Annotated in this window: 18 protein-coding genes; 16 read left to right on the top strand and 2 right to left on the bottom strand. The window is 68.9% G+C overall.

Annotated features, from left to right (window positions below; all coding sequences use genetic code 11):
• Positions 1 to 105 precede the first annotated feature (105 nt).
• The 11 genes from INF26_RS06540 (at position 106) to INF26_RS08595 (ending at position 12,054) form a co-directional block, all read left to right on the top strand.
• Entirely contained in the window at positions 106 to 906 is an 801-nt protein-coding gene (locus INF26_RS06540; protein WP_193530038.1) for an HAD family hydrolase, read from the top strand.
• 330 nt (positions 907 to 1,236) lie between these two features.
• On the top strand, positions 1,237 to 1,599 hold the full coding sequence (locus INF26_RS06535) for a NifB/NifX family molybdenum-iron cluster-binding protein (RefSeq protein WP_193530037.1): 363 nt from the start codon (positions 1,237 to 1,239) through the stop codon (positions 1,597 to 1,599).
• A gap of 52 nt (positions 1,600 to 1,651) precedes the next feature.
• Positions 1,652 to 2,341: a sirohydrochlorin cobaltochelatase gene (locus INF26_RS06530; RefSeq protein ID WP_193530035.1), complete on the top strand. Its 690-nt coding sequence runs from the start codon at positions 1,652 to 1,654 to the stop codon at positions 2,339 to 2,341.
• A complete protein-coding gene (yfcE, locus tag INF26_RS06525) occupies positions 2,338 to 2,886 on the top strand; it encodes a phosphodiesterase (protein ID WP_193530033.1) in 549 nt (182 codons plus the stop codon). Before INF26_RS06530 ends, yfcE begins: the two co-directional genes overlap by 4 nt.
• Positions 2,887 to 3,045: 159 nt before the next feature.
• Positions 3,046 to 4,953 (top strand): molecular chaperone DnaK, encoded by a 1,908-nt coding sequence (dnaK, locus tag INF26_RS06520; RefSeq protein WP_193530031.1) that lies wholly within the window; start codon positions 3,046 to 3,048, stop codon positions 4,951 to 4,953.
• An 84-nt stretch (positions 4,954 to 5,037) separates the two neighbouring features.
• The gene (grpE, locus tag INF26_RS06515; RefSeq protein WP_332307323.1) at positions 5,038 to 5,814 is read left to right on the top strand and encodes a nucleotide exchange factor GrpE; all 777 of its coding nucleotides are present in this window, start codon (positions 5,038 to 5,040) and stop codon (positions 5,812 to 5,814) included.
• Positions 5,815 to 5,935: 121 nt separating this feature from the next.
• The gene (locus tag INF26_RS06510; protein ID WP_193530028.1) at positions 5,936 to 6,904 is read left to right on the top strand and encodes a DnaJ C-terminal domain-containing protein; all 969 of its coding nucleotides are present in this window, start codon (positions 5,936 to 5,938) and stop codon (positions 6,902 to 6,904) included.
• Positions 6,888 to 7,346: a heat shock protein transcriptional repressor HspR gene (locus INF26_RS06505; RefSeq protein ID WP_193530027.1), complete on the top strand. Its 459-nt coding sequence runs from the start codon at positions 6,888 to 6,890 to the stop codon at positions 7,344 to 7,346. Before INF26_RS06510 ends, INF26_RS06505 begins: the two co-directional genes overlap by 17 nt.
• A 135-nt stretch (positions 7,347 to 7,481) precedes the next feature.
• A complete protein-coding gene (gene clpB, locus INF26_RS06500) occupies positions 7,482 to 10,157 on the top strand; it encodes an ATP-dependent chaperone ClpB (RefSeq protein ID WP_193530025.1) in 2,676 nt (891 codons plus the stop codon).
• 177 nt (positions 10,158 to 10,334) lie between these two features.
• On the top strand, positions 10,335 to 11,915 hold the full coding sequence (locus INF26_RS06495) for a PASTA domain-containing protein (RefSeq protein WP_193530023.1): 1,581 nt from the start codon (positions 10,335 to 10,337) through the stop codon (positions 11,913 to 11,915).
• A gap of 4 nt (positions 11,916 to 11,919) precedes the next feature.
• Entirely contained in the window at positions 11,920 to 12,054 is a 135-nt protein-coding gene (locus tag INF26_RS08595) for a hypothetical protein (protein ID WP_269747154.1), read from the top strand.
• Positions 12,055 to 12,098: 44 nt separating this feature from the next.
• On the opposite strand, the gene INF26_RS06490 is transcribed toward INF26_RS08595, so the two are convergent.
• On the bottom strand, positions 12,099 to 12,500 hold the full coding sequence (locus tag INF26_RS06490; protein ID WP_193530021.1) for a hypothetical protein: 402 nt from the start codon (positions 12,498 to 12,500) through the stop codon (positions 12,099 to 12,101).
• A gap of 211 nt (positions 12,501 to 12,711) precedes the next feature.
• Between INF26_RS06490 and INF26_RS06485 the strand changes: the two genes are divergently transcribed.
• Positions 12,712 to 13,143 carry an Hsp20/alpha crystallin family protein gene (locus INF26_RS06485; RefSeq protein WP_193530019.1) on the top strand — a complete coding sequence of 144 codons (432 nt, stop codon included), beginning with the start codon at positions 12,712 to 12,714 and terminating at the stop codon, positions 13,141 to 13,143.
• An 83-nt stretch (positions 13,144 to 13,226) separates the two neighbouring features.
• Here the strand turns inward: INF26_RS06485 and INF26_RS06480 are convergent, their stop codons facing one another.
• Complete coding sequence (locus INF26_RS06480; RefSeq protein ID WP_193530018.1) at positions 13,227 to 14,039, bottom strand: MBL fold metallo-hydrolase; 813 nt, start codon at positions 14,037 to 14,039, stop codon at positions 13,227 to 13,229.
• 82 nt (positions 14,040 to 14,121) lie between these two features.
• Here INF26_RS06480 and tilS point away from each other — a divergent pair, with 82 nt between their 5' ends.
• The 4 genes from tilS (at position 14,122) to INF26_RS06460 (ending at position 19,651) form a co-directional block, all read left to right on the top strand.
• The gene (gene tilS / locus INF26_RS06475) at positions 14,122 to 15,636 is read left to right on the top strand and encodes a tRNA lysidine(34) synthetase TilS (RefSeq protein ID WP_193530016.1); all 1,515 of its coding nucleotides are present in this window, start codon (positions 14,122 to 14,124) and stop codon (positions 15,634 to 15,636) included.
• A gap of 317 nt (positions 15,637 to 15,953) precedes the next feature.
• On the top strand, positions 15,954 to 16,505 hold the full coding sequence (gene hpt, locus INF26_RS06470; protein ID WP_193530014.1) for a hypoxanthine phosphoribosyltransferase: 552 nt from the start codon (positions 15,954 to 15,956) through the stop codon (positions 16,503 to 16,505).
• A gap of 18 nt (positions 16,506 to 16,523) precedes the next feature.
• Positions 16,524 to 18,470, top strand: coding sequence for an ATP-dependent zinc metalloprotease FtsH (gene ftsH, locus INF26_RS06465; protein WP_269747153.1), 1,947 nt, complete (start codon positions 16,524 to 16,526; stop codon positions 18,468 to 18,470).
• Positions 18,467 to 19,651: a pyridoxal phosphate-dependent aminotransferase gene (locus tag INF26_RS06460; protein ID WP_193530011.1), complete on the top strand. Its 1,185-nt coding sequence runs from the start codon at positions 18,467 to 18,469 to the stop codon at positions 19,649 to 19,651. The genes ftsH and INF26_RS06460 overlap by 4 nt, the downstream gene beginning before the upstream one ends.
• Positions 19,652 to 19,657 lie beyond the last annotated feature (6 nt).

Here is a 19,657-nt window from a genome sequence, read left to right as displayed (position 1 = left end):
CTCGTTCCATGGTAGGCCCGGACTGCCCAGTTTTTCTCGGCATTTGGCGAGAGGCGCGAGAAGCTCGGCATATCATGGGGAAAATCGAGGAAAGCGAGGAAAACCATGCAAAATACCGCCGTCTTCTGCGACATGGACGGAACGCTGCTCAACTCCGAGCACCGCATCTCGATGCGAACGAGGCGCGCGATCGCCGGCCTCGCGGGGCGGGGCATCCCCTTCGCCGTGGTGACGTCGCGCGGCATCGCGGGCACCTACCCGGTGCTCGAGCTGGGCGGCGTCTCGTGCACGGCGGTCACCTACGGCGGCGGCGTCATACTCGACGAAGGACGCAACGTCATCTTCCATGACGGGTTCTCGCGCGCGAAGGCCCAGGAGGTGGCCGACTTCCTCGGCGCGGAGTGCCCGAACGTCGCGTGGATCGCGTACTCCTTCGAGGACTGGGTGAGCCCTCACCGGTCGGACCCTCGCGTCCGCCGCGAGGAGCGCGTCGTCATGGCGGAGGCCCGCGACGGGGGCGTGGACTCCATCGAGCGCGACGAGGTGCAGAAGCTCCTCTGCATCTGTGACCCCGAGGACACGCTCGAGGTGGAGCGTCGCCTGAGCGAGCGCTTTCCCGAGCTCACGGTGGTCAAGTCCTCCGACATCCTGATCGAGGTCATGCCCGCCGGTCTCTCCAAGGCGGGCGCCGTTCGCTTCCTCTGCGACCACTGGGGCGTGGACCCCGCGGATGCCCTCGCGTTTGGCGACAACTACAATGACGTGCCCATGCTCGAGGTCGCGGGGCGCAGCTACCTCATGGGCAACGCGCCCGACGAGCTGCTTGCCCGCATGCCGCTTCACGCGCCGGGCAACGATGAGGACGGCGTCGCGCGCGTCCTCGAGGAACTCGGTTTCGTCCGGTAGGGGCTGTCTTGCCCGCAAAACTCTCGTTCGTGATGAAAAACCCTCGAGTCGTCTGCAAAACATCCGTTCGTGATGAAGGATTTTGCCTCGCTTGAGGCGCGATGCCTGACCCTTTATTTCACCAACTGGCCGTTCTTTGGGAGGCGCCGGTACAAGGGGCGCGCGCGAAGCCTTTACTTTCATCACGAACGAGAGTTTTGCATGCGAATTCCCATCTTTTCATCACGAGCGCGAGTTTTGCAGAGCGTATGCCGCCCGTCGGCTGCTTGTGCGAGAATGACGGCGTCAAGAGACGCGGGCGCCCCGCGCGCCCTACGAGAGGAGACTCCCATGAAGGTTGCCATCCCGACCCTCGGCAAGGGCGGTCTGGACTGCGAGCGTTCCGGCCACTTCGGCCACTGCGACTGCTTCACCGTGGTCGACGTGGAGAACGGCGAGGTCGGTGCCGTGAGCGTCATCGACAACCCGCCCCACGAGGAGGGCGGCTGCATGCGCCCCGTGGCCCTGCTCGCCGACAACGGCATCGACGCGATCGTGGCCGCCGGCATGGGCATGCGCCCGATGATGGGCTTCGCGCAGGCCGGCATCACCGTCTACTTCGAGAACCAGACCCCCGGCGTCGGCGACGTCGCGCAGATGGCCGCCGCCGGCACGCTCCCCGTCATGGGCGAGGAGCACGCCTGCCATCACTAGCGTGCCCGATTCAAAAGGGGACAGACCCCTTTTGAATCATTTTGGAGGACGGATGCTGGACGCCCTGGTCATAGCCGGCTGCCTGTCCGGCGAGAAGGGCGACGCGGGTGTCGCGACGCTCGTGGGCGAGCTCGCGGCGGCAATCGGCGCGTCCGTGACGCTGCGGGCGCGCACGGGTGGTCGGCCGGTGGGCGCATCGCTTGCGGACGCGCTGGAAGGCCTGCGCCACGGCGGCGCGCGCCGCGTCCTCGTGGCGACCACGCATGTGGTCGACGGCTGCCTGCAGCACGAGGCCGCCGCCGTGGTTCGCTCCGCTGCCCCGGGCTTCGAGGAGCTGCGCCTGGCGCCGCCCCTGCTCGCGAGTGAGAAGGACTTCGCCGCCGTGGCCGCGGCGCTCGACGCGGCGCTGCCCGCGCAACCTGGTCGCACCATCGCGCTCGCAGGGCATCGCGGGAGCGAGTGCGCGGTCGCGTTTGACCGGCTCGAGGCCGCGTTGCTCGCCCGCGGCCGCGCCGACGCCCTCGTGGGCTCTCCGGAGCGCCTCGTCGCCCGCCTGCACGAGCGCCCGGCGCGCGCGGTCCTGCTCGCTCCGCTCCTGATGTCGCTCGGCCACCACGCGCGCCACGACGTGCTCGAGAGCCTCGCCCGAGCCCTCTCTGCCCAGACCTGGCCGCACTCCCTCGCCGAGTTGCCCGCCGTTCGCGCGCTCGTGGTCGCGCACGCGAGAAAGGAACTCACATGAAGCTCGTCATCGCATCCGACATCCACGGCGCCGCCGACGCCTGCGAGCGCCTCATGGACCTCGTCGCCACGGAGCGCCCCGACCGCATCGTCCTGCTCGGCGACCTGCTCTACCACGGTCCGCGCAACGACCTGCCCGCGGACTACGCCCCCAAGCGCGTCATCGAGATGCTTAACTCCGTGGCCGACCGCGCGATCGCCGTCCGCGGCAACTGCGAGGCCGAGGTCGACCAGATGGTCCTCGGCTTCCCCTGCATGGCGGACCACAACATCCTGCTGGACCCTGACGTCCCGGGCGGCCCCCTCACGATCTTCCTCACCCACGGCCACGTCTACGGCCCCGGCTACCACAACAGCGTCGACGCCTGGCCCGCGCTGCCGCCCAACTCGGCGCTGGTCTACGGCCACACCCACATCAAGGTGAGCGAGAAGAACGACGCGCACGACGCGTGGGTCTTCAACCCCGGCTCGGTCGGCATCCCCAAGGACGGCTCCGCGAGCTGCGGCGTCTATGAGAACGGGCGCTTCGAGCACCGCCTGCTGTAGGCTGCGCCTTCCCTAAATCCTGCGCTTCAAAAAATCTCATGTGTAGAGACTTAGATTATGTATAGAATCGTCACGCACAGGGGATAAACTCAACCGTACACACGGATACAAGCGAGCGGGTCCGCACGGCGGGCCCCGCGCAGGAAAAGGAGAGCGACCATGAGCAAGATTCTCGGTATCGACCTGGGTACCACCAACTCCGCGATGGCGGTCCTCGAGGGCGGCGAGCCCACGATCATCGTCAACGCCGAGGGCGACCGCACCACCCCGTCCGTCGTTGGCTTCCGCGCCGACGGCGACCGCATCGTCGGCAAGGCGGCCAAGAACCAGGCCGTCACCAACCCCACCAACACCGTCTTCTCGATCAAGCGCTTCATGGGCCGTCGCTACGACGAGGTCGGCTCCGAGCTCAAGACCGTCCCGTACAAGGTCAAGGCCGGCACCGGCAACCGCGCGGTCGTGGAGATCGAGGGCGAGGACTTCACCCCCGAGCAGATTAGCGCCATGATCCTCTCCAAGATGAAGGCCGACGCCGAGAAGTACCTCGGCGAGCCCGTCACCGACGCCGTCATCACCGTCCCGGCCTACTTCAACGACGCCCAGCGCCAGGCCACCAAGGACGCCGGCAAGATCGCCGGCCTCAACGTCCAGCGCATCGTCAACGAGCCCACCGCCGCGGCCCTCGCGTACGGCCTCGACAAGAAGGGCATTGACCAGAAGGTCCTGGTCTTCGACCTCGGCGGCGGCACCTTCGACGTCTCGCTGCTCGACCTCGCCGACGGCGTCGTCGAGGTTCTCGCCACCAACGGCGACAACCATCTCGGCGGCGACGACTGGGACCAGCGCGTCATCGACTGGATGGCCGACAAGTTCCAGTCCGACAACGGCATCGACCTGCGCAAGGACCCCATGGCCCTGCAGCGCCTGAAGGAGGCCGCGGAGAACGCCAAGAAGGAGCTCTCCTCCGCCCAGCAGGCCCAGATCAACCTGCCCTTCATCACCGCCGACGCCACCGGCCCCAAGCACCTCGACTACACGCTGACCCGCGCCGAGTTCGAGCGCATCACGCGTGACCTGCTCGACCGCTGCAAGGGCCCCGTCACCAAGGCCCTGCATGACGCCAACCTCCAGATCTCCCAGGTCAACGAGGTCATCCTCGTCGGCGGCTCCAGCCGTATGCCCGCCGTCCAGGAGCTCGTCAAGCAGATGACCGGCAAGCAGCCCAACATGTCCGTGAACCCGGACGAGGTCGTGGCCGACGGCGCTGCCGTCCAGGGCGGCGTCCTCACCGGCGACGTCTCGGGCATCCTGCTGCTCGACGTCACCCCGCTGTCGCTCGGCGTCGAGACCATGGGCGGCGTCATGACCAAGATGATCGACCGCAACACCACGATCCCCACGTCCAAGACCGAGATCTACTCCACGGCTGCCGACAACCAGACGTCCGTCGAGATCAACGTCCTGCAGGGCGAGCGCGAGATGGCTGCGGACAACAAGTCCCTCGGCAAGTTCAACCTCACCGGCATCCCGGCCGCCCGCCGCGGCATCCCGCAGATCGAGGTCACCTTCGACATCGACGCCAACGGCATCGTGAAGGTCACCGCCAAGGACAAGGCCACCGGCAAGAGCCAGCAGATCACCATCTCCGGCTCCACCGCCCTGTCCGACGACGAGGTCGACCGCATGGTCAAGGACGCCGAGGCCCACGCCGAGGAGGACAAGAAGCACAAGGACGAGATCGAGGTCCGCAACCAGGTCGACTCGCTGTGCTACGGCGCCGAGCAGACCCTGAAGGACCTCGGCGACAAGGTCCCCGCCGACCAGAAGTCCGAGGTTGAGGCTGCCATCGCCGACGCCAAGAAGGCGCTCGAGGGCACCGACATCGAGGCCATCCGCGCCGCGGGCGACAAGCTCACCGAGGCCTCCCAGAAGCTCGCGCAGATCGTCTACTCCACCACCCAGGACCAGACCGCGGGCGGCTCCGACGCCGGCGCGGGCGCGCAGGGTGGCGCGGACGACGTCGTCGACGCCGACTACGAGGTCGTGGACGACGACAAGAACAACTAGTCGCACGGCCGCGTCTAGCAGATGACTTTCGGGGGCGGCCACGGCTTCGCGGCCGCCCCCTCCGGATATGTCGAGGAGGGTGACGTGAAGGTGCCCATCGAGGTAGAGGACGAGAAGAACGACGTCGTCGAGCCCGACGAGGTGGAGGCGGCGGAGGTCGCCGAGAAGGACGACGAGCCCGCGGCCGAGCCTGAGGCCGAGGACGAGGGCGTCGCCGACGAGGCCGACGACGAGGACGCGGAGGAGCGCGCCCGAGTGGAGGCCGCCATCCGCGCCGGCGAGGAGGCCGCCGAGCGCGAGCTCGCCGCCGACGCCGGCAAGCTGCGCGAGGAGCGCGACGACCTCGCCAAGAAGCTGGCCGACGTCGAGGACCAAATCGAGGCGGCCAAGACGGAGGCCGCGGAGGCCAAGGACCGCATGCTGCGACTCCAGGCGGACTGGGAGAACTACCGCCGCCGCACCGCCGCCGAGCGACTCGCCGAGAAGGACCTCGCTGCCGAGAAGCTGGTCACAAACCTGCTCCCGGTGATCGACGACCTCGAGCGCGCCATCGAGCACGCCGGCGCGACCGAGGACGACGCCCAGCTCAAGCAGTTCGTCGACGGCGTCTCCGCGGTCCACGCGAAGATGCTCGGCGTGCTCGCCAAGGAGGGCGTCGACCCCATCGACCCGGCGGGTGAGGCCTTCGACCCGCTGGCCCACCAGGCCGTGGGCCGCGTGGAGGACGCTGAGGCGTTTGACGAGACGGTGGCCCAGGTCTACCAGAAGGGCTATCGCATGGGCGACAAGGTCATCCGCACCGCCATGGTGACGGTGACCTACGGTGGCCCCAAGCGTCCGTCGGAGCCCGAGCAGGAGTAACAGTACGTGGCGTGCAAAGGGGACGGGCTCTTTTGCACGCTGACAGACCAACCCGCGCGCGTGCAAAAGTGCCCGTCCCCTTTGCACGACGACGCACGCTTTGAAGGGGGGCGCGTGCGACATGGCAACCAACAAGAGCTACTACGACGTTCTCGGTGTGAAGCGCGACGCCTCTGACGACGAGATCAAGCGGGCGTTCCGCAAGCTCGCTGCCAAGTACCACCCGGACGCCGGCGGCGACGAGGCAAAGTTCAAGGAGGTCAGCGAGGCGTACACCACGCTCTCCGACCCCAAGAAGCGCCGCGAGTACGACCAGATGCTCATATTCGGCGGCATTCCCGGCGCCGACTTCGGCGGCTCGGGCGGCCGCGGCCGCTACACCTACACGACCAACGTGGGCGGCGACTGGTCCGACATCTTCAACAACATGCGCGGCGGCGACGGCGGCTTCGGCGGGTTCGACTTCTCGTCGATCTTCGGCGGCGCGGCCGGCGCCCGCGGGGCAAACCGCCCGACCAAGGGCTCCGACCTCACCATGTCCGTGGACGTCAGCGCCGAGGAGGCCTTCCGCGGGGCCACCCGCAAGGCCACGTACCGCGTGCCCTCCACCGGCGAGGAGCAGACCCTCACGATCAAGATCCCGGCCGGCGCCGTGGACGGTGGCAAGCTCCGCTACCGCGGGCGCGGCGAGTACGGCACCAACGGCGGCGACCGCGGCGACCTCGTGATCACCACGCACGTGGCCGAGCACCCGCTCTTCAAGCGCGACGGCGCCGACGTCCGCATGGAGCTGCCGCTCAGCATCTACGAGGCCACGCTCGGCACCACGGTCGACGTGCCCACGCCCGACGGCACTGAGGTCCGCCTCAAGGTGCCCGCCGGCACGCAGGACGGCAAGACCTTCCGCTTCCGCGACCTGGGCGCGCCCAACGTCAAGCGCAAGGGGTCGCGCGGCGCGCTGTTCGTGACCGTGCGCGTGAAGGTGCCCACGATGCTTTCGAAGAAGGAGCGCGAGACCCTGGCCGCCCTGCGCGACGCGGACACGCGCGACTACCGCGAGGAGGTCATGCGCTATGGCGCCAAGCGATAAGAACGTCGGCGGTCGCGACCGCAACAAGCCGCTCTACATGATCAGCGTCGCCGCCGAGCTCACCGGCATGCACCCGCAGACCCTGCGCGTCTACGAGCAGAAGGGCCTCGTCACGCCCGGGCGCTCGCGCGGCAACACGCGCCTCTACAGCCAGGCCGACATCGAGCGGCTCAACCTCATCTCCAAGCTCACCGACGAGGGCATCAACCTCGCCGGCGTCGTGCGCATCCTCGACATGCGCGAGCGCATGCTCGAGCGCGAGGCTGAGCTCGACGACCTGCGTCGCCGCGTGCGCGAGCTCGAGGACGAGGTCCACGAGTACAAGATGCAGGAGAAGATCACCGCGCTCGCCCGCTACGACGCCTCGAGCTCCCCGGAGCAGGTCATGCGCCGACTGCTGCTGAACGGCGCCCCGGACGCGGCCGAGAAGGGCGACGAGTAGCGACCCCACGGTCCTTCTCGCCGGCTTCCCGCACTCTGAAAAATCTACTATGTAGACACTTAGATTTACGTATACGCCCCAGCTCACGCGGGAACAATAGTCCTTGACTAACCGCAACCCAGAAAGGGGCAAACCATGAGACTCGACAAGTGGGCCGTCACGGCCCAGGAGGCGCTGCAGGCGGCCGTGGGCATCGCGACCGACGCCAGCGCCGGCCAGGTGCAGCCCGTGCACCTGCTCAAGGCACTTCTCGGCTCGGGGGAGCGCAACCTCAGCGCGATCATCGAGCGCGTCGGCGCGGACCCCGCCTCCATCGAGGCGCAGGTGGACCAGGCCGTCGCCAGCCAGCCGCGCGTGAGCGGCGACACGCCCCAGATGGGCGTCGGCCAAGACCTCGTGCGCGTGGGCGACGCCGCGGAGAAGCTCGCGTCCAAGATGGGCGACTCCTACGTGACCTCCGAGCACCTGCTCTGCGCGCTCGCGGACAGCAAGGACGAGGCGGGTTCGCTCCTCAAGGCCGCCGGCGTCACCGGCAAGCGCGTCTCCCAGGCCTACGAGGAGCTGCGTGCCGGCGAGCACGTCACCAGCCAGGACGCCAAGCCCCAGCTCAAGGCGCTCGAGCAGTACGGTCGCAACGTCACCGACCTCGCGCGTCAGGGCAAGCTCGACCCGGTGATCGGCCGCGTCGAGGAGATTCGCCGCACCATCCAGGTCCTCTCCCGCCGCACCAAGAACAACCCCGTGCTCATCGGCGAGCCCGGCGTCGGCAAGACCGCCATCGTCGAGGGCCTGGCCCAGCGCATCGTCAACGGCGACGTCCCGTCCACCATCCGTGACAAGGACATCGTCGAGCTCGACATGTCCGCGCTCGTGGCCGGTGCCAAGTACCGCGGCGAGTTCGAGGACCGCCTCAAGTCCGTGCTCAAGGAGGTCCAGAACTCGGACGGCCGCATCATCCTGTTCATCGACGAGCTGCACACCATCGTGGGCGCGGGCGCGACCGAGGGCTCCATGGACGCCGGCAACATCCTGAAGCCGGCCCTCGCCCGCGGCGACCTGCACGCCATTGGCGCCACCACGCTGGACGAGTACCGCAAGTACATCGAGAAGGACGCGGCGCTCGCCCGCCGCTTCCAGACCGTCATGGTCTCCGAGCCCACCGTCGAGGACACGATCTCCATCCTGCGCGGCCTCAAGGAGCGCTACGAGCAGCACCACCGCGTCCGCATCACGGACTCCGCGCTGGTCAGCGCCGCCGACCTCTCCAACCGCTACATCTCCGACCGCTTCCTGCCGGACAAGGCCATCGACCTCGTGGACGAGGCCGCGAGCCGTCTGCGCATGGAGCTGGACAGCATGCCGGCGGACATCGACGCCACCGAGCGCCAGCTCACACAGATGCAGATCGAGGAGCAGGCTCTCATGAAGGAGGAGGACGCCGCCAGCAAGGAGCGCCTCGAGACCCTGCGCGGCGAGATCGCCACCACGCGCGAGAAGCTCGACGGCATGAAGGCCGACTGGGAGAACGAGAAGGGCGCGATCGACCGCGTGCAGGACCTCAAGTCGCGCATCGAGGACGCGCGCGTCGAGATGGAGCGCGTGACCCGCGAGGGCGACCTCGCGCGAGCCTCCGAGCTGCGCTACTCCACGATTCCCGCCCTCCAGCGCGAGTACGAGCAGGCGGAGGCCGCGCTCACCGCCAAGCAGGAGGCCGGCGGCCTGCTCAAGGAGGAGGTTACCTCCGAGGAGATCGCCGAGGTCGTGAGCTCGTGGACCGGCGTGCCCGTCTCCAAGATGATGCAGGGCGAGCTGGACAAGCTCAAGAACCTCGAGGCCGAGCTGCACAAGCGCGTGATCGGCCAGGACGAGGCCGTCTCCGCCGTGGCCGCCGCCGTGCGCCGCAGCCGCGCGGGCCTCTCCGACCCCAGCCGCCCCATCGGCAGCTTCTTCTTCCTCGGCCCCACCGGCGTGGGCAAGACCGAGCTCGCCAAGGCGCTCGCCGAGTGCCTCTTCGACGACGAGCGCGCGCTCGTGCGCATCGACATGTCCGAGTACATGGAGAAGTTCAGCGTCCAGCGCCTCATCGGCGCGCCCCCGGGATACGTGGGCTACGACGAGGGCGGCCAGCTCACCGAGGCCGTGCGCCGTCGCCCCTACTCCGTCATCCTCATGGACGAGATGGAGAAGGCGCACCCCGACGTCTTCAACATCCTGCTGCAGGTGCTCGACGACGGCCGCCTCACCGACGGCCAGGGCCGCATGGTGAGCTTCAAGAACACGATCATCATCATGACGTCCAACGTGGGCAGCCAGTTCATCGCCGGCGCAGACGCCGCAAGTGACCCGGACGAGGTCCAGCGCGAGGTCAACAACGCCCTGCGTCAGACCTTCAAGCCGGAGTTCCTGAACCGCATCGACGACGTGGTGGTCTTCCACGCCCTCGGCCTCGAGGACATCGAGAAGATCGTGGACATCCAGCTCAAGGACGTCCGCGAGCGCCTGTCCCGCGACCGCATCCAGCTGGAGCTCACACCGGCGGCCAAGCAGTCGCTCGCCTTCGACGGGCTCGACCCGGTCTACGGCGCCCGCCCGCTCAAGCGCCTCATCCAGCGCCAGGTCGTGGACAACGTCGCCAACCTGATCATTGGCGGCGAGCTCGGCGAGGGCGACGTGGTCCGCATCGACGTGGGCGACGACGACCGGCTCTTCGCCGCGCGCGACGACGCCGCCTCCGAGCGCCGTCACGCCGGCGCGCCGGCTGGCTCCGTGCCTGCCGACGACGAGCCCCTGGAGCCGGACGCCCTGGAGTAGCGCCGACGCGTCCTTCTCGCCCGCGCCTTGCCAATCCGGCGCCGAGAAAGACAATCGGACCAAAATCGCCCTCCCAGAGGCCGCGTTTTGGATGAGATGTCTTTCTCGGCGCCGTTGCGTGCGAACGCGCCGGGACGCTACCATGAACGTGACGCAACGACCGGTTGAGGGGGCGAGATGGACGAGAAGAACGACGACAGGACCGTCAGGATGAGCCCCGACGACCTGCCCTCGGTCGACCCGGGCGCCACGCGCCTCATGGACGATGCCACGCGCGCGGACGCGACCCACGTCGCGCCGCGGCGCATGGCGGACCGTCTTCCCTCCATCGATACCCCGTCCGACCTGCCGCGCATTGACGACACGTCCGGACGCGACGGCATCGACGCGCTGTCCGACCCGTACTTCTCGCCCGCGGCGGCGCCCGAGGACCTCACCGCCGCGCGCCCCGTCGTCACCATCGAGTCCCCCGTGGAGAGCCTGCCGGAGCGCAAGCGCCGCATGCCGCGCTGGGGCATCGCCCTTCTCGTCGTCCTCGCGCTGGCGGTCGCCGGCGGGATCGCCTATCTCACCTACGCAAACGAGCTCTGGGGCGGCAAGACCGTCCCCGCGGTCGTCGGCCTGACCGAGGAGGAGGCGCGCGCCGAGCTCGAGGCGCTCGGCTTCCAGGTGGAGGTCGAGTACCGCTCCGGCGACGAGAACATCGGCATGGTCCTGGACTGCACGCCGGACGAGGGCCTTCGTACGGACCCTGCCGCGGGCGTGACGCTGGTCGTCGGGGCCGAGCGCACGATCCCCGACGTCATCGGGATGACGGAGGACGCCGCCACGCAGGCGCTCTACGACGCGGGCGCCACGGACGTCCTGGTGAAGACCAGCAACTCGGACGAGGAGGCGGGCACCGCGATCGAGGTGAGCCCCGGGGTCGGGGAGCCCTTCGTCTCCGGGGACCAGATCACGCTCGTGATCGCCCAGCCCTACAAGGTGCCCGACGTGAAGGGCCTCACGGCCGACGAGGCGCTCGCCGCGCTGGAGGAGCAGGGCCTCAAGGGCGAGGTCTCCTACGTCGACTCCGATGCCAAGAAGAACACGGTGGTCGCGGCCGACCCCGGCGAGGGCACCGAGGTGGCGGGCGGCACGACGGTCAAGCTGAGCGTGTCGAGCCCCAACCCGTCCTCGCCGACGAGCCTGGCCGAGTACTTCGAGGCCACGCCCGAGCAGCTCGCCGAGTATCTTGCGGACGAGGGCTTCTCGCTGGTCTACGGCGGCGTCTACGTCCACAACGGCAACGCTCACGCGGTGTACAAGGGCTCGTCTGGCGACCTGCTCCACATCACCGACGACCCCGAGACCTCCCACTACGAGGGCGGCTCCAAGGGAGACGTGCTCGCGGAAGGCGCGGGCGTCGGCGGCGTCCGCTACGCCTTCAGCTCCGACACGCTGCCCTCCGGCGGCGGGAGGGAGAACGAGGAGGGCGTGCGCGCCGTGATGGCGGCCTGCGGCCTCGAGGGCCTCAAGGACACCTGCACGGCCGAGGACGTCGTCATGCCCGAGGAGCTCCCGGAGGACGCGCACTTCATCTGCGCCGTCGGCGAGCAGGGCGGCTACACCTGGGCCGTCAGGATCGGGGGCGTGGGCGACTCCACGGGGGTCGTGGCCATGATCGCCCCGACGTCGCACTTCTCCGGCGTCGACCTCTCCGACTTTGACGGCAAGCTCTGCGACTACATCGCCTACATCGACCTGTTTACGGGGTGATCTGATGGACGACAAGGAAAAGACCGTCGAGAAGGACGAGTTCAGGCGCGCCGAGAACGAGGACGACGACGGCTACGACCCCTACTCGGACCGCCGCCCGGACCCCGAGCCCCTCTTCGAGCGCGACCCCTGGGCGTAGGCAAAAAAGGGGTCAAAAGGGACAGTCCCTTTTGACCCATACGGCTAGCGGGCGGTGGAGCCCCAGTTGGTCTGCATGTACTCCCAGACGAAGAAGACCACGATCGCCAGCACGGCCAGCACGGCGACGAGCGCGATGGCCGTCTTGATGCGCGTCTTGCGCTCGCGCGAGGCGAAGATGTCGCGTCGTCCCCGGGGAATCTCGAGGTACTGGCCATAGTGGAGGTCGCGGCGCAGCTGCACGCCCTCGGCGCGCGAGCGCCTGTGCCCGAGGGTGGGGAGGACGCCGCCGGCGGCCCTGCTGGAGCCCTGGTCGTCGGACTCGGGCTCGCCCGTCTCGGACGCAAGGTCGTCGATGGGCTCCACGCTGCGATGGGTGGGACGCTGACGGACGTAGGGGGCCGCATGCCTCTCGGCGTTCCCCTTGGCGGGCTCGGTGCTGCTCATGGTGCCTCCGGCTCTCTCTGTTACCGTCGCCATTATGATACAGGCCGCGCCGTGCTCAAAATCTAAGTTGATGACGCTTAGATATGGTGAGTATATGTCGCTCAGAAAAATGGTCCTTCTCGGTTTAGAAGCTGGATGGCGGGGAATAACTACCAACGAGCGACAGGGTGCCCGAGGAGGCGCCCACCACAGACCAAAAGGAGTGAGCACCATGGCAAGCATGATTCCGTATGACCGTTACTCGAGGGCTCTTCGCAGCTGGCCGTTCGACGAGTTCGACCGCTTCTTCGATGCGCCGTTCGCCGCGCTCTCCACGGGCAACGCCGGCTTCAAGATGAACGTCGAGGACGCGGGCACCGCCTACGTCGTCACCGCCGAGCTCCCGGGCGTCAAGCGCGAGGACATCGACGTCGAGCTCAACGAGGGCCGTCTCTCCGTCTCCGTCGAGAAGAAGGAGTCCGACGAGGAGAAGGGCAAGAACTACCTCTACAAGGAGTCCGGCGAGTGGAGCGCCACACGCGGCGTCTTCCTGAAGGACGCGGCCACGACCGGCCTCACCGCCAAGCTCGAGGGCGGCATCCTCACGGTGAACGTCCCCAAGCAGGACGAGAAGGCCAACGTCACCAAGATCGCCATCGACTAGCTGTTGCGTAGCGGCGACTCAGCGGGCCGGGACCCACGGGTTCCGGCCCGTTTTCTGTAGCGGGCGGGTGGCGCGCCCGCTCCTCAGAACACGGAGAGCGGCCAGTCCTGCGCGGCGCAGCAGATCGTGAGGCGACCGTCGGGCGTGCGTGCCTCCGGGCGACCGTCCTCGCCGGTCGCGACCTCGGCGCCCACCGCGGCTGCCAGCGCGCGAACGCAGACGCTCGGCCGGTTGTTCTGCTGGGAGAGGTGCATGGCCACCACGGTCTCGGTGTCGGGTCCCACGAGGTCCGCGAGTGCCGCCGCGGTCTGGGCGTTGGAGAGGTGGCCGGTCGGCCCGCCCACCCGCGCCTTGAGGTAGGCGGGGTAGTCGCCCGTCGCGAGCATGCGCTCGTCGTGGTTGGACTCCAGCGCCAGGATGCGCGTGCCGGCGAGGGCGTCCAGCGCCTCCGGCCCCAGCTCGCCGGTGTCGGTGCAGAAGCCGAGTGCGTCGTCGTCCGTCGAGAAGCGCAGGCCAACGGGGTCGGCCACGTCGTGCGAGGTGGGGAAGGTCCGCACGCGCATGCCGGCCAGCTCGAGCTCGTCGGAGTGGCCCACGAGCGTGAATGGCAGCTCGGAGAGGTAGCGGCGCGCCGCCACGGTTCCCGCCGTCGCAAAGAGCGGGCCGTCGAAGCGGTTGCAGAACACGCTGAGCCCACCCACGTGGTCCGAGTGCTCGTGGGTGAGGATGACGGCGACCACGCTCCCCATGTCCACCCCCAGCTCCTCCGCGCGGCCGAGAAGGGCGCGGCGCGAGATGCCGCAGTCCACTAGCACGGAGCCGTCGGGGCCCTCGATCACCGCAGCGTTGCCCTTTGAGCCGCTGGCGAGTACGTGCAGGTGGATCTCGGGGGTCATGGGGCTCCTCTCGCTGTCGTACACTTCTGGGTGGGACGCGCCCGCGCGTCGCCGAAGTACAGGGTAACCGTTGGAGGTGACCATGCCGAGCGTCTCTCGCCGATACGGCGCCTCGGGCGCCCGTTTCGAGCGGCCGAGTGGGCCGGCGGACGTCGAGCTCTCCGCGCCCGTCATCCTCATGGTCTCGGGCGGGGCGGACTCCACGGCGCTGCTCGTGCTGGCCGCGACCTCGGCGCTCGACATCGACGACGGCCGCGGCGTCGCGCGCATCGCCCGCGAGCGCCTGCGCGTGCTGCACGTCAACCACGGCCTGCGCGGCATCGATGCCGAGGAGGACGAAGAGTTCGTGCGCGACCTCTCCGCGCGCTTTGGCATCCCCTGCACCATTCGTCGCGCCGACGTGGCGGCCCTCGCCGCGGACGCGCGGGACAACGTCGAGAATGCCGGCCGCGAGCTGCGCTACGCCGAGGCTGCACGCCTCGCGAACGAGCTCTCCGAGCGCTTCGGCACGCCGCGCTCCGCCGCGCGCATCCTCACGGCGCACACCGCCGACGACCGCGCCGAGACCTTCTTCATGAACGCGATCCGCGGCACCGGGACGGCGGGGCTTTCGTCCATCCCGCGCCGGCGCAACCGCATCGTGCGACCCCTGCTGGACCGCACGCACGACGAGCTCTGCGACCTGCTGCGCATGCGCGGCATCGTCTGGCGCGAGGATGACACCAACGCCGACACTCGCTACCTGCGCGCCTACGTCCGCCATGAGGTCATGCCCGTCGTGCGGGCGAGAAACCCGCGCGTGACGGCCAGCCTCGCGAACACCTGCGACATCCTCTCGGACGAGGACGCGTACCTCACGGCGGTCGCCGGCCGCGCCCTGCGCGACCTCACGCGCCGCGAGGGCGACGGGCTCGTCGTGCTGGACGCGTCTCGCCTCGCCGCACTCGAGGTGGCGATCGCCCGGCGCGTGGTGCGCGCCGCGCTTCTCGCCCTGCGCCCAGACGCCCGCCTGGAGGCCCGCCACATCGCCGCGGTGTTGCGAGCGGTCGCGGCGGGGGAGGGCTCGCTCACAATTCCGATGGCCGTTTCCGCCCACGTGGAGCATGGGCTGCTGTTCCTTCGCGCCCGCAGCGCGGCGACGCCCTCGGCGGCGTGGCTCGAGGTGCCCGGCCGCCTCGAGCTCCCGGACGGCCGCGTGCTGTCCGCGCGCGTCGTCGAGTCGCCCGCCGGCGCGGATCCCGCCGCCCGTGCCCGCACCCACGCGCTCGAGTGGGAGGGCGCGTCCGTGCTTCTTGACGCGCAGGCCGCGGGCGTCGACCCCTCGCGCGGCGGCAGGCTCTGGGTGGACGCCCCGCGCCCCGGCGACGTCCTCTGCCCGCTGGGCATGCACGGGCAGTCGAAGAAGGTGTCCGACCTGCTGGGGGAGGCGCGCGTCCCCCTGGACGAGCGCACGAGCGTCCCCGTGGTGCGCACCTCGCCCACCGGGCCGGTCGTGTGGGTCGCCCCCGTGCGCCCCGACGAGCGCGTGCGATGCGCCCCCGCGACGAAATGGCTGCTCGAGCTGACGCTTTTGGAGGCGCCCGACCCCCTCGCGTAGGGTTTGGGTTCGAGATTTTGCCCCGGCCGCGCCACTCGGGCGCAAAACTCCAGTTGACACATATATCTAGAAACCAACTTCGCGTTTTCTGAACCCAAACCCGATTCGGGTTTGGGTTCGAAAAATCGGACACGACGCGCCAAAAATCAAACTAGAAATCAGTTATCTACGCTTTTGCGACCGGTTGCGACTCCGACGCCCCGTCTCCGAACCCAAACCCTATTTTGCGCGTGGCATTCCGGCGCCTCCGGCGGGTCGCAGGTGCGCTATCCTTGGAAATCAGGCCAGAGAGCTTCCGCCGACGGAAGGAGCGAGCGATGGAGGCACTGCATTCCGACGTCAAGGAGGTCCTGCTCAGCGAGGAGGACATCCATCAGATCGTCAGCCGCATGGGCGAGCAGATCACGCGCGACTATGCCGGAAAGAACCCGCTGGTCGTGGCCGTGCTGCGTGGCGCCGTGGTCTTCACGGCGGATCTCATGCGCGCCATCGACTGTCCGATGTCGGTGGACTTCATGGCGGTCTCCAGCTACGGCGAGGCGGCAAAGAGTTCCGGCGTGGTGCGCATCGTCAAGGATCTCGACACCAAGATCGAGGGCCGCGACGTCCTGATCGTCGAGGACATCCTCGACTCCGGCCTCACCCTCTCGTACCTCATCGACCTGCTCAAGGGCCGCGGTCCCGCCTCCGTCGAGGTGGCCGCGTTCCTCGTGAAGGACGTCACCGGCAAGACGCCCGCGATCGAGCCCCGCTACGTGGGCACCCACGTGCCCGACGAGTTCATCGTGGGCTACGGCCTCGACTTCGCCGAGCGCTACCGCAACCTGCCCTACATCGGCATCCTCAAGCCCGAGGTCTACCAGAAGTAACCCAAAAAGGAGTACGTGTTGCCAGATCCCGAGAACAACAACAGGCCGCCGCTCCCCGGCGAGCCCGGCGGCTCGTCGCGGTCCGGCGCGATCACGTCGCTGATCGTCCTTGCCATCGTGGTCTACCTTGCCTACTCGATGGGCTCCGCGCTCTTCAACAGCCGTCAGTCCAGTGAGGTGCTGCCCACCAACGAGTTCGTGACCGCCGTCGAGGAGGGCCGCGTGAGCGACGTCCGCTACCGCACCTCTGATGCCAGCGTCACCGGCTCCTACTGGAAGACAGAGGCCGACAAGGACGACGACTCCAAGCTCGTCTCGTACAAGAGCGTCTACGTGGGCTCCGACTCCCTTGCCGAGCTCATGGCGGACCACCCGGACGTCACCTACGAGATCGACACGTCCTCCGACGACCTTCTCCAGACGGTCCTGGTCTCCGTCGTGCCGACGCTGCTGCTCGTGGGCGTCTTCGTCTACTACATGAACCGCATGTCCGGCCAGCAGGACAAGACGATGTCCTTCGCCAAGACCAAGGCCCGCATCGAGGGGGAGCGTCCCAAGGTGACCTTCGCCGACGTCGCGGGCATCGACGAGGCGGTCGAGGAGCTCCAGGAGGTCCGCGACTTCCTCTCCGACCCCGAGCGCTACCGCAAGATGGGCGCCCGCATCCCGCGCGGCCTTTTGCTCGTGGGCCCGCCGGGTACCGGCAAGACGCTGCTCGCCAAGGCCGTCGCCGGCGAGGCGGGCGTCCCGTTCTTCTCGATCTCCGGCTCCGACTTCGTGGAGATGTTCGTGGGCGTGGGCGCCTCGCGCGTGCGCGACCTCTTCAAGCAGGCCAAGGAGGCCGCGCCCTGCATCGTCTTCATCGACGAGATCGACGCCGTCGGCCGTCAGCGCGGCGCCGGCCTCGGCGGCGGCCACGACGAGCGCGAGCAGACCCTCAACCAGCTGCTCGTCGAGATGGACGGCTTCGAGGACAACTCCGCGGTGATTCTGGTCGCCGCCACCAACCGCCCCGACATCCTCGACCCGGCGCTCCTGCGCCCCGGCCGCTTCGACCGGCGCGTGACGGTGGACCGTCCGGACGTGGGCGGCCGCGAGAAGATCCTGGCCGTGCACGCCAAGGGCAAGCCCGTCGCCGATGACGTGGACCTGGCGCGCCTGGCCAAGGTGACCCCCGGGTTCACGGGCGCGGACCTCGCCAACCTCATGAACGAGGCAGCCCTTCTCGCCGCGCGCCGCCGCAAGGAGACGATCGGCGAGGCCGAGGTCGAGGAGGCCATGGAGCGCGTCATGGCCGGCCCCGAGCGCAAGAGCCGCGTCATCACCGAGCGCGAGCGCCGCGTCATCGCCTACCACGAGTCCGGTCACGCCCTCGTGGGCCACGTCCTCGAGAACTCCGACCCGATCCACAAGATCAGCATCGTGAGCCGCGGCCAGGCGCTCGGCTACACCATGCAGATCCCCGAGGAGGACCACTTCCTCGAGACGCGCGACGGCATGCTCGACCAGATCGCCGTGCTGCTCGCGGGCCGCACGGCCGAGGAGCTCTTCTGCGACGACGTCACCACCGGCGCGAGCAACGACCTCGAGCGGGCCACCAAGCTCGCGCGCACGATGGTCACGCGCTACGGCATGAGCGACGAGCTGGGCGCGCAGGTCTTCGGCGAGGCGCAGCACGAGGTCTTCCTCGGCCGCGACTACGCCAACCACCAGGACTACTCAGCCGAGACCGCCAAGCGGATCGACGACGAGGTCGAGCGCATCATGCGCGAGGGCCACGAGCGCGCCCGCGAGGTCCTGGGCACCCGTCGCGACCAGATGGACACCATGGCGCGCGTGCTCCTCGAGCGCGAGACCGTGGAGGGCGCCGCCGTTGACGCCCTCCTCGAAGGACGCTGGGACGAGTACGCCGCGGGCGAGAAGGACGACGAGGCGGCGGAGGCCGCCGGAGGGGAGCAGCAGTGAGCATCAACGAGACCAGCCGCGCGTACGGCGCGCAGAAGTCCTCCATCCGCGAGATCGCGGCGTACGCGGGCGCCCGCAAGGCCGAGATCGGCTCCGAGAACGTCTTCGACTTCTCGCTGGGCAACCCCTCGGTCCCCGCGCCCGACGCCGTGCGCGCCTCGATCGAGCGCGCGCTCGCGCTCCCGGCGACGCAGCTCCACGGCTACACGCCTGCCAACGGCCTGCCCGCCGTGCGCGAGGCCGTGGCCGCGAGCCTGACGCGCCGCTTCGGTGACGGCGCTGCCTCCGCCGGTGACCTCTACCTCACCTGCGGCGCGGCCGCCTCGCTCTCCATCACCTTCCATGCCGTCGTGAACCCCGGCGACGAGGTCATCGTCATCGCCCCGTACTTCCCGGAGTATCGCGTCTGGATCGAGACCTCGGGCGCCACGTGCGTGGAGGTCCTCGCGGACCCCGCCACGTTCCAGGTGGACGTCGCCTCCGTGGCCGCCGCGATCACGCCGCGCACCAAGGCGGTGGTCATCAACTCGCCCAACAACCCCGTGGGCTCCGTGTACTCCCGCGACAACCTCGCCGCGCTCGCGGACGCGCTCCGCGAGGCCGAGAAGAGCCTCGGCACGGCCATCTACCTCGTGGCCGACGAGCCCTATCGCGAGATCACCTACGGCGCCGAGGTGCCTTGGGTGCCGTCCGTCTACGACCGCACGATCGTGTGCTACTCCTACTCCAAGAGCCTGTCGCTGCCGGGCGAGCGCATCGGCTGGGTTCTCGTGCCGCCGACCAACCCCGACCACGACGACCTGATTCTCGCCGTCGCCGGCGCCGGCCGCAAGCTGGGCTTCGTTTGCGCCCCCGCGCTCTTCCAGCGTGTGCTCATGGACTGCGTGGACTGCCCGAGCGACGTCGAGGCCTATGCCAAGAACCGCCGTGCGCTCACCGAGGGGCTCTCGGCGCTGGGCTACGAGTTCATCGAGCCCGAGGGTGCCTTCTACCTGTGGGTCAAGGCCCTCGAGCCGGACGCCGAGAAGTTCTTCGAGCGCGCCAAGGCGCTCGAGCTGCTGCCCGTCCCGTCCGACTCCTTCGGCTGCCCGGGCTGGGTACGCGTGGGCTACTGCGTGAGCTACGAGACGATCGTCAACTCCATGCCCGCCTGGGAGAAGCTCGCCGCCAGCTACCGCTAGGGAGCC

Origin of the sequence: Thermophilibacter gallinarum (genome assembly GCF_014982725.1) — a bacterium.
GTDB lineage: Bacteria > Actinomycetota > Coriobacteriia > Coriobacteriales > Atopobiaceae > Thermophilibacter > Thermophilibacter gallinarum.
Note: the sequence above shows the minus strand (reverse complement) of the source record. Positions and strands in the feature narration are given on the sequence as shown.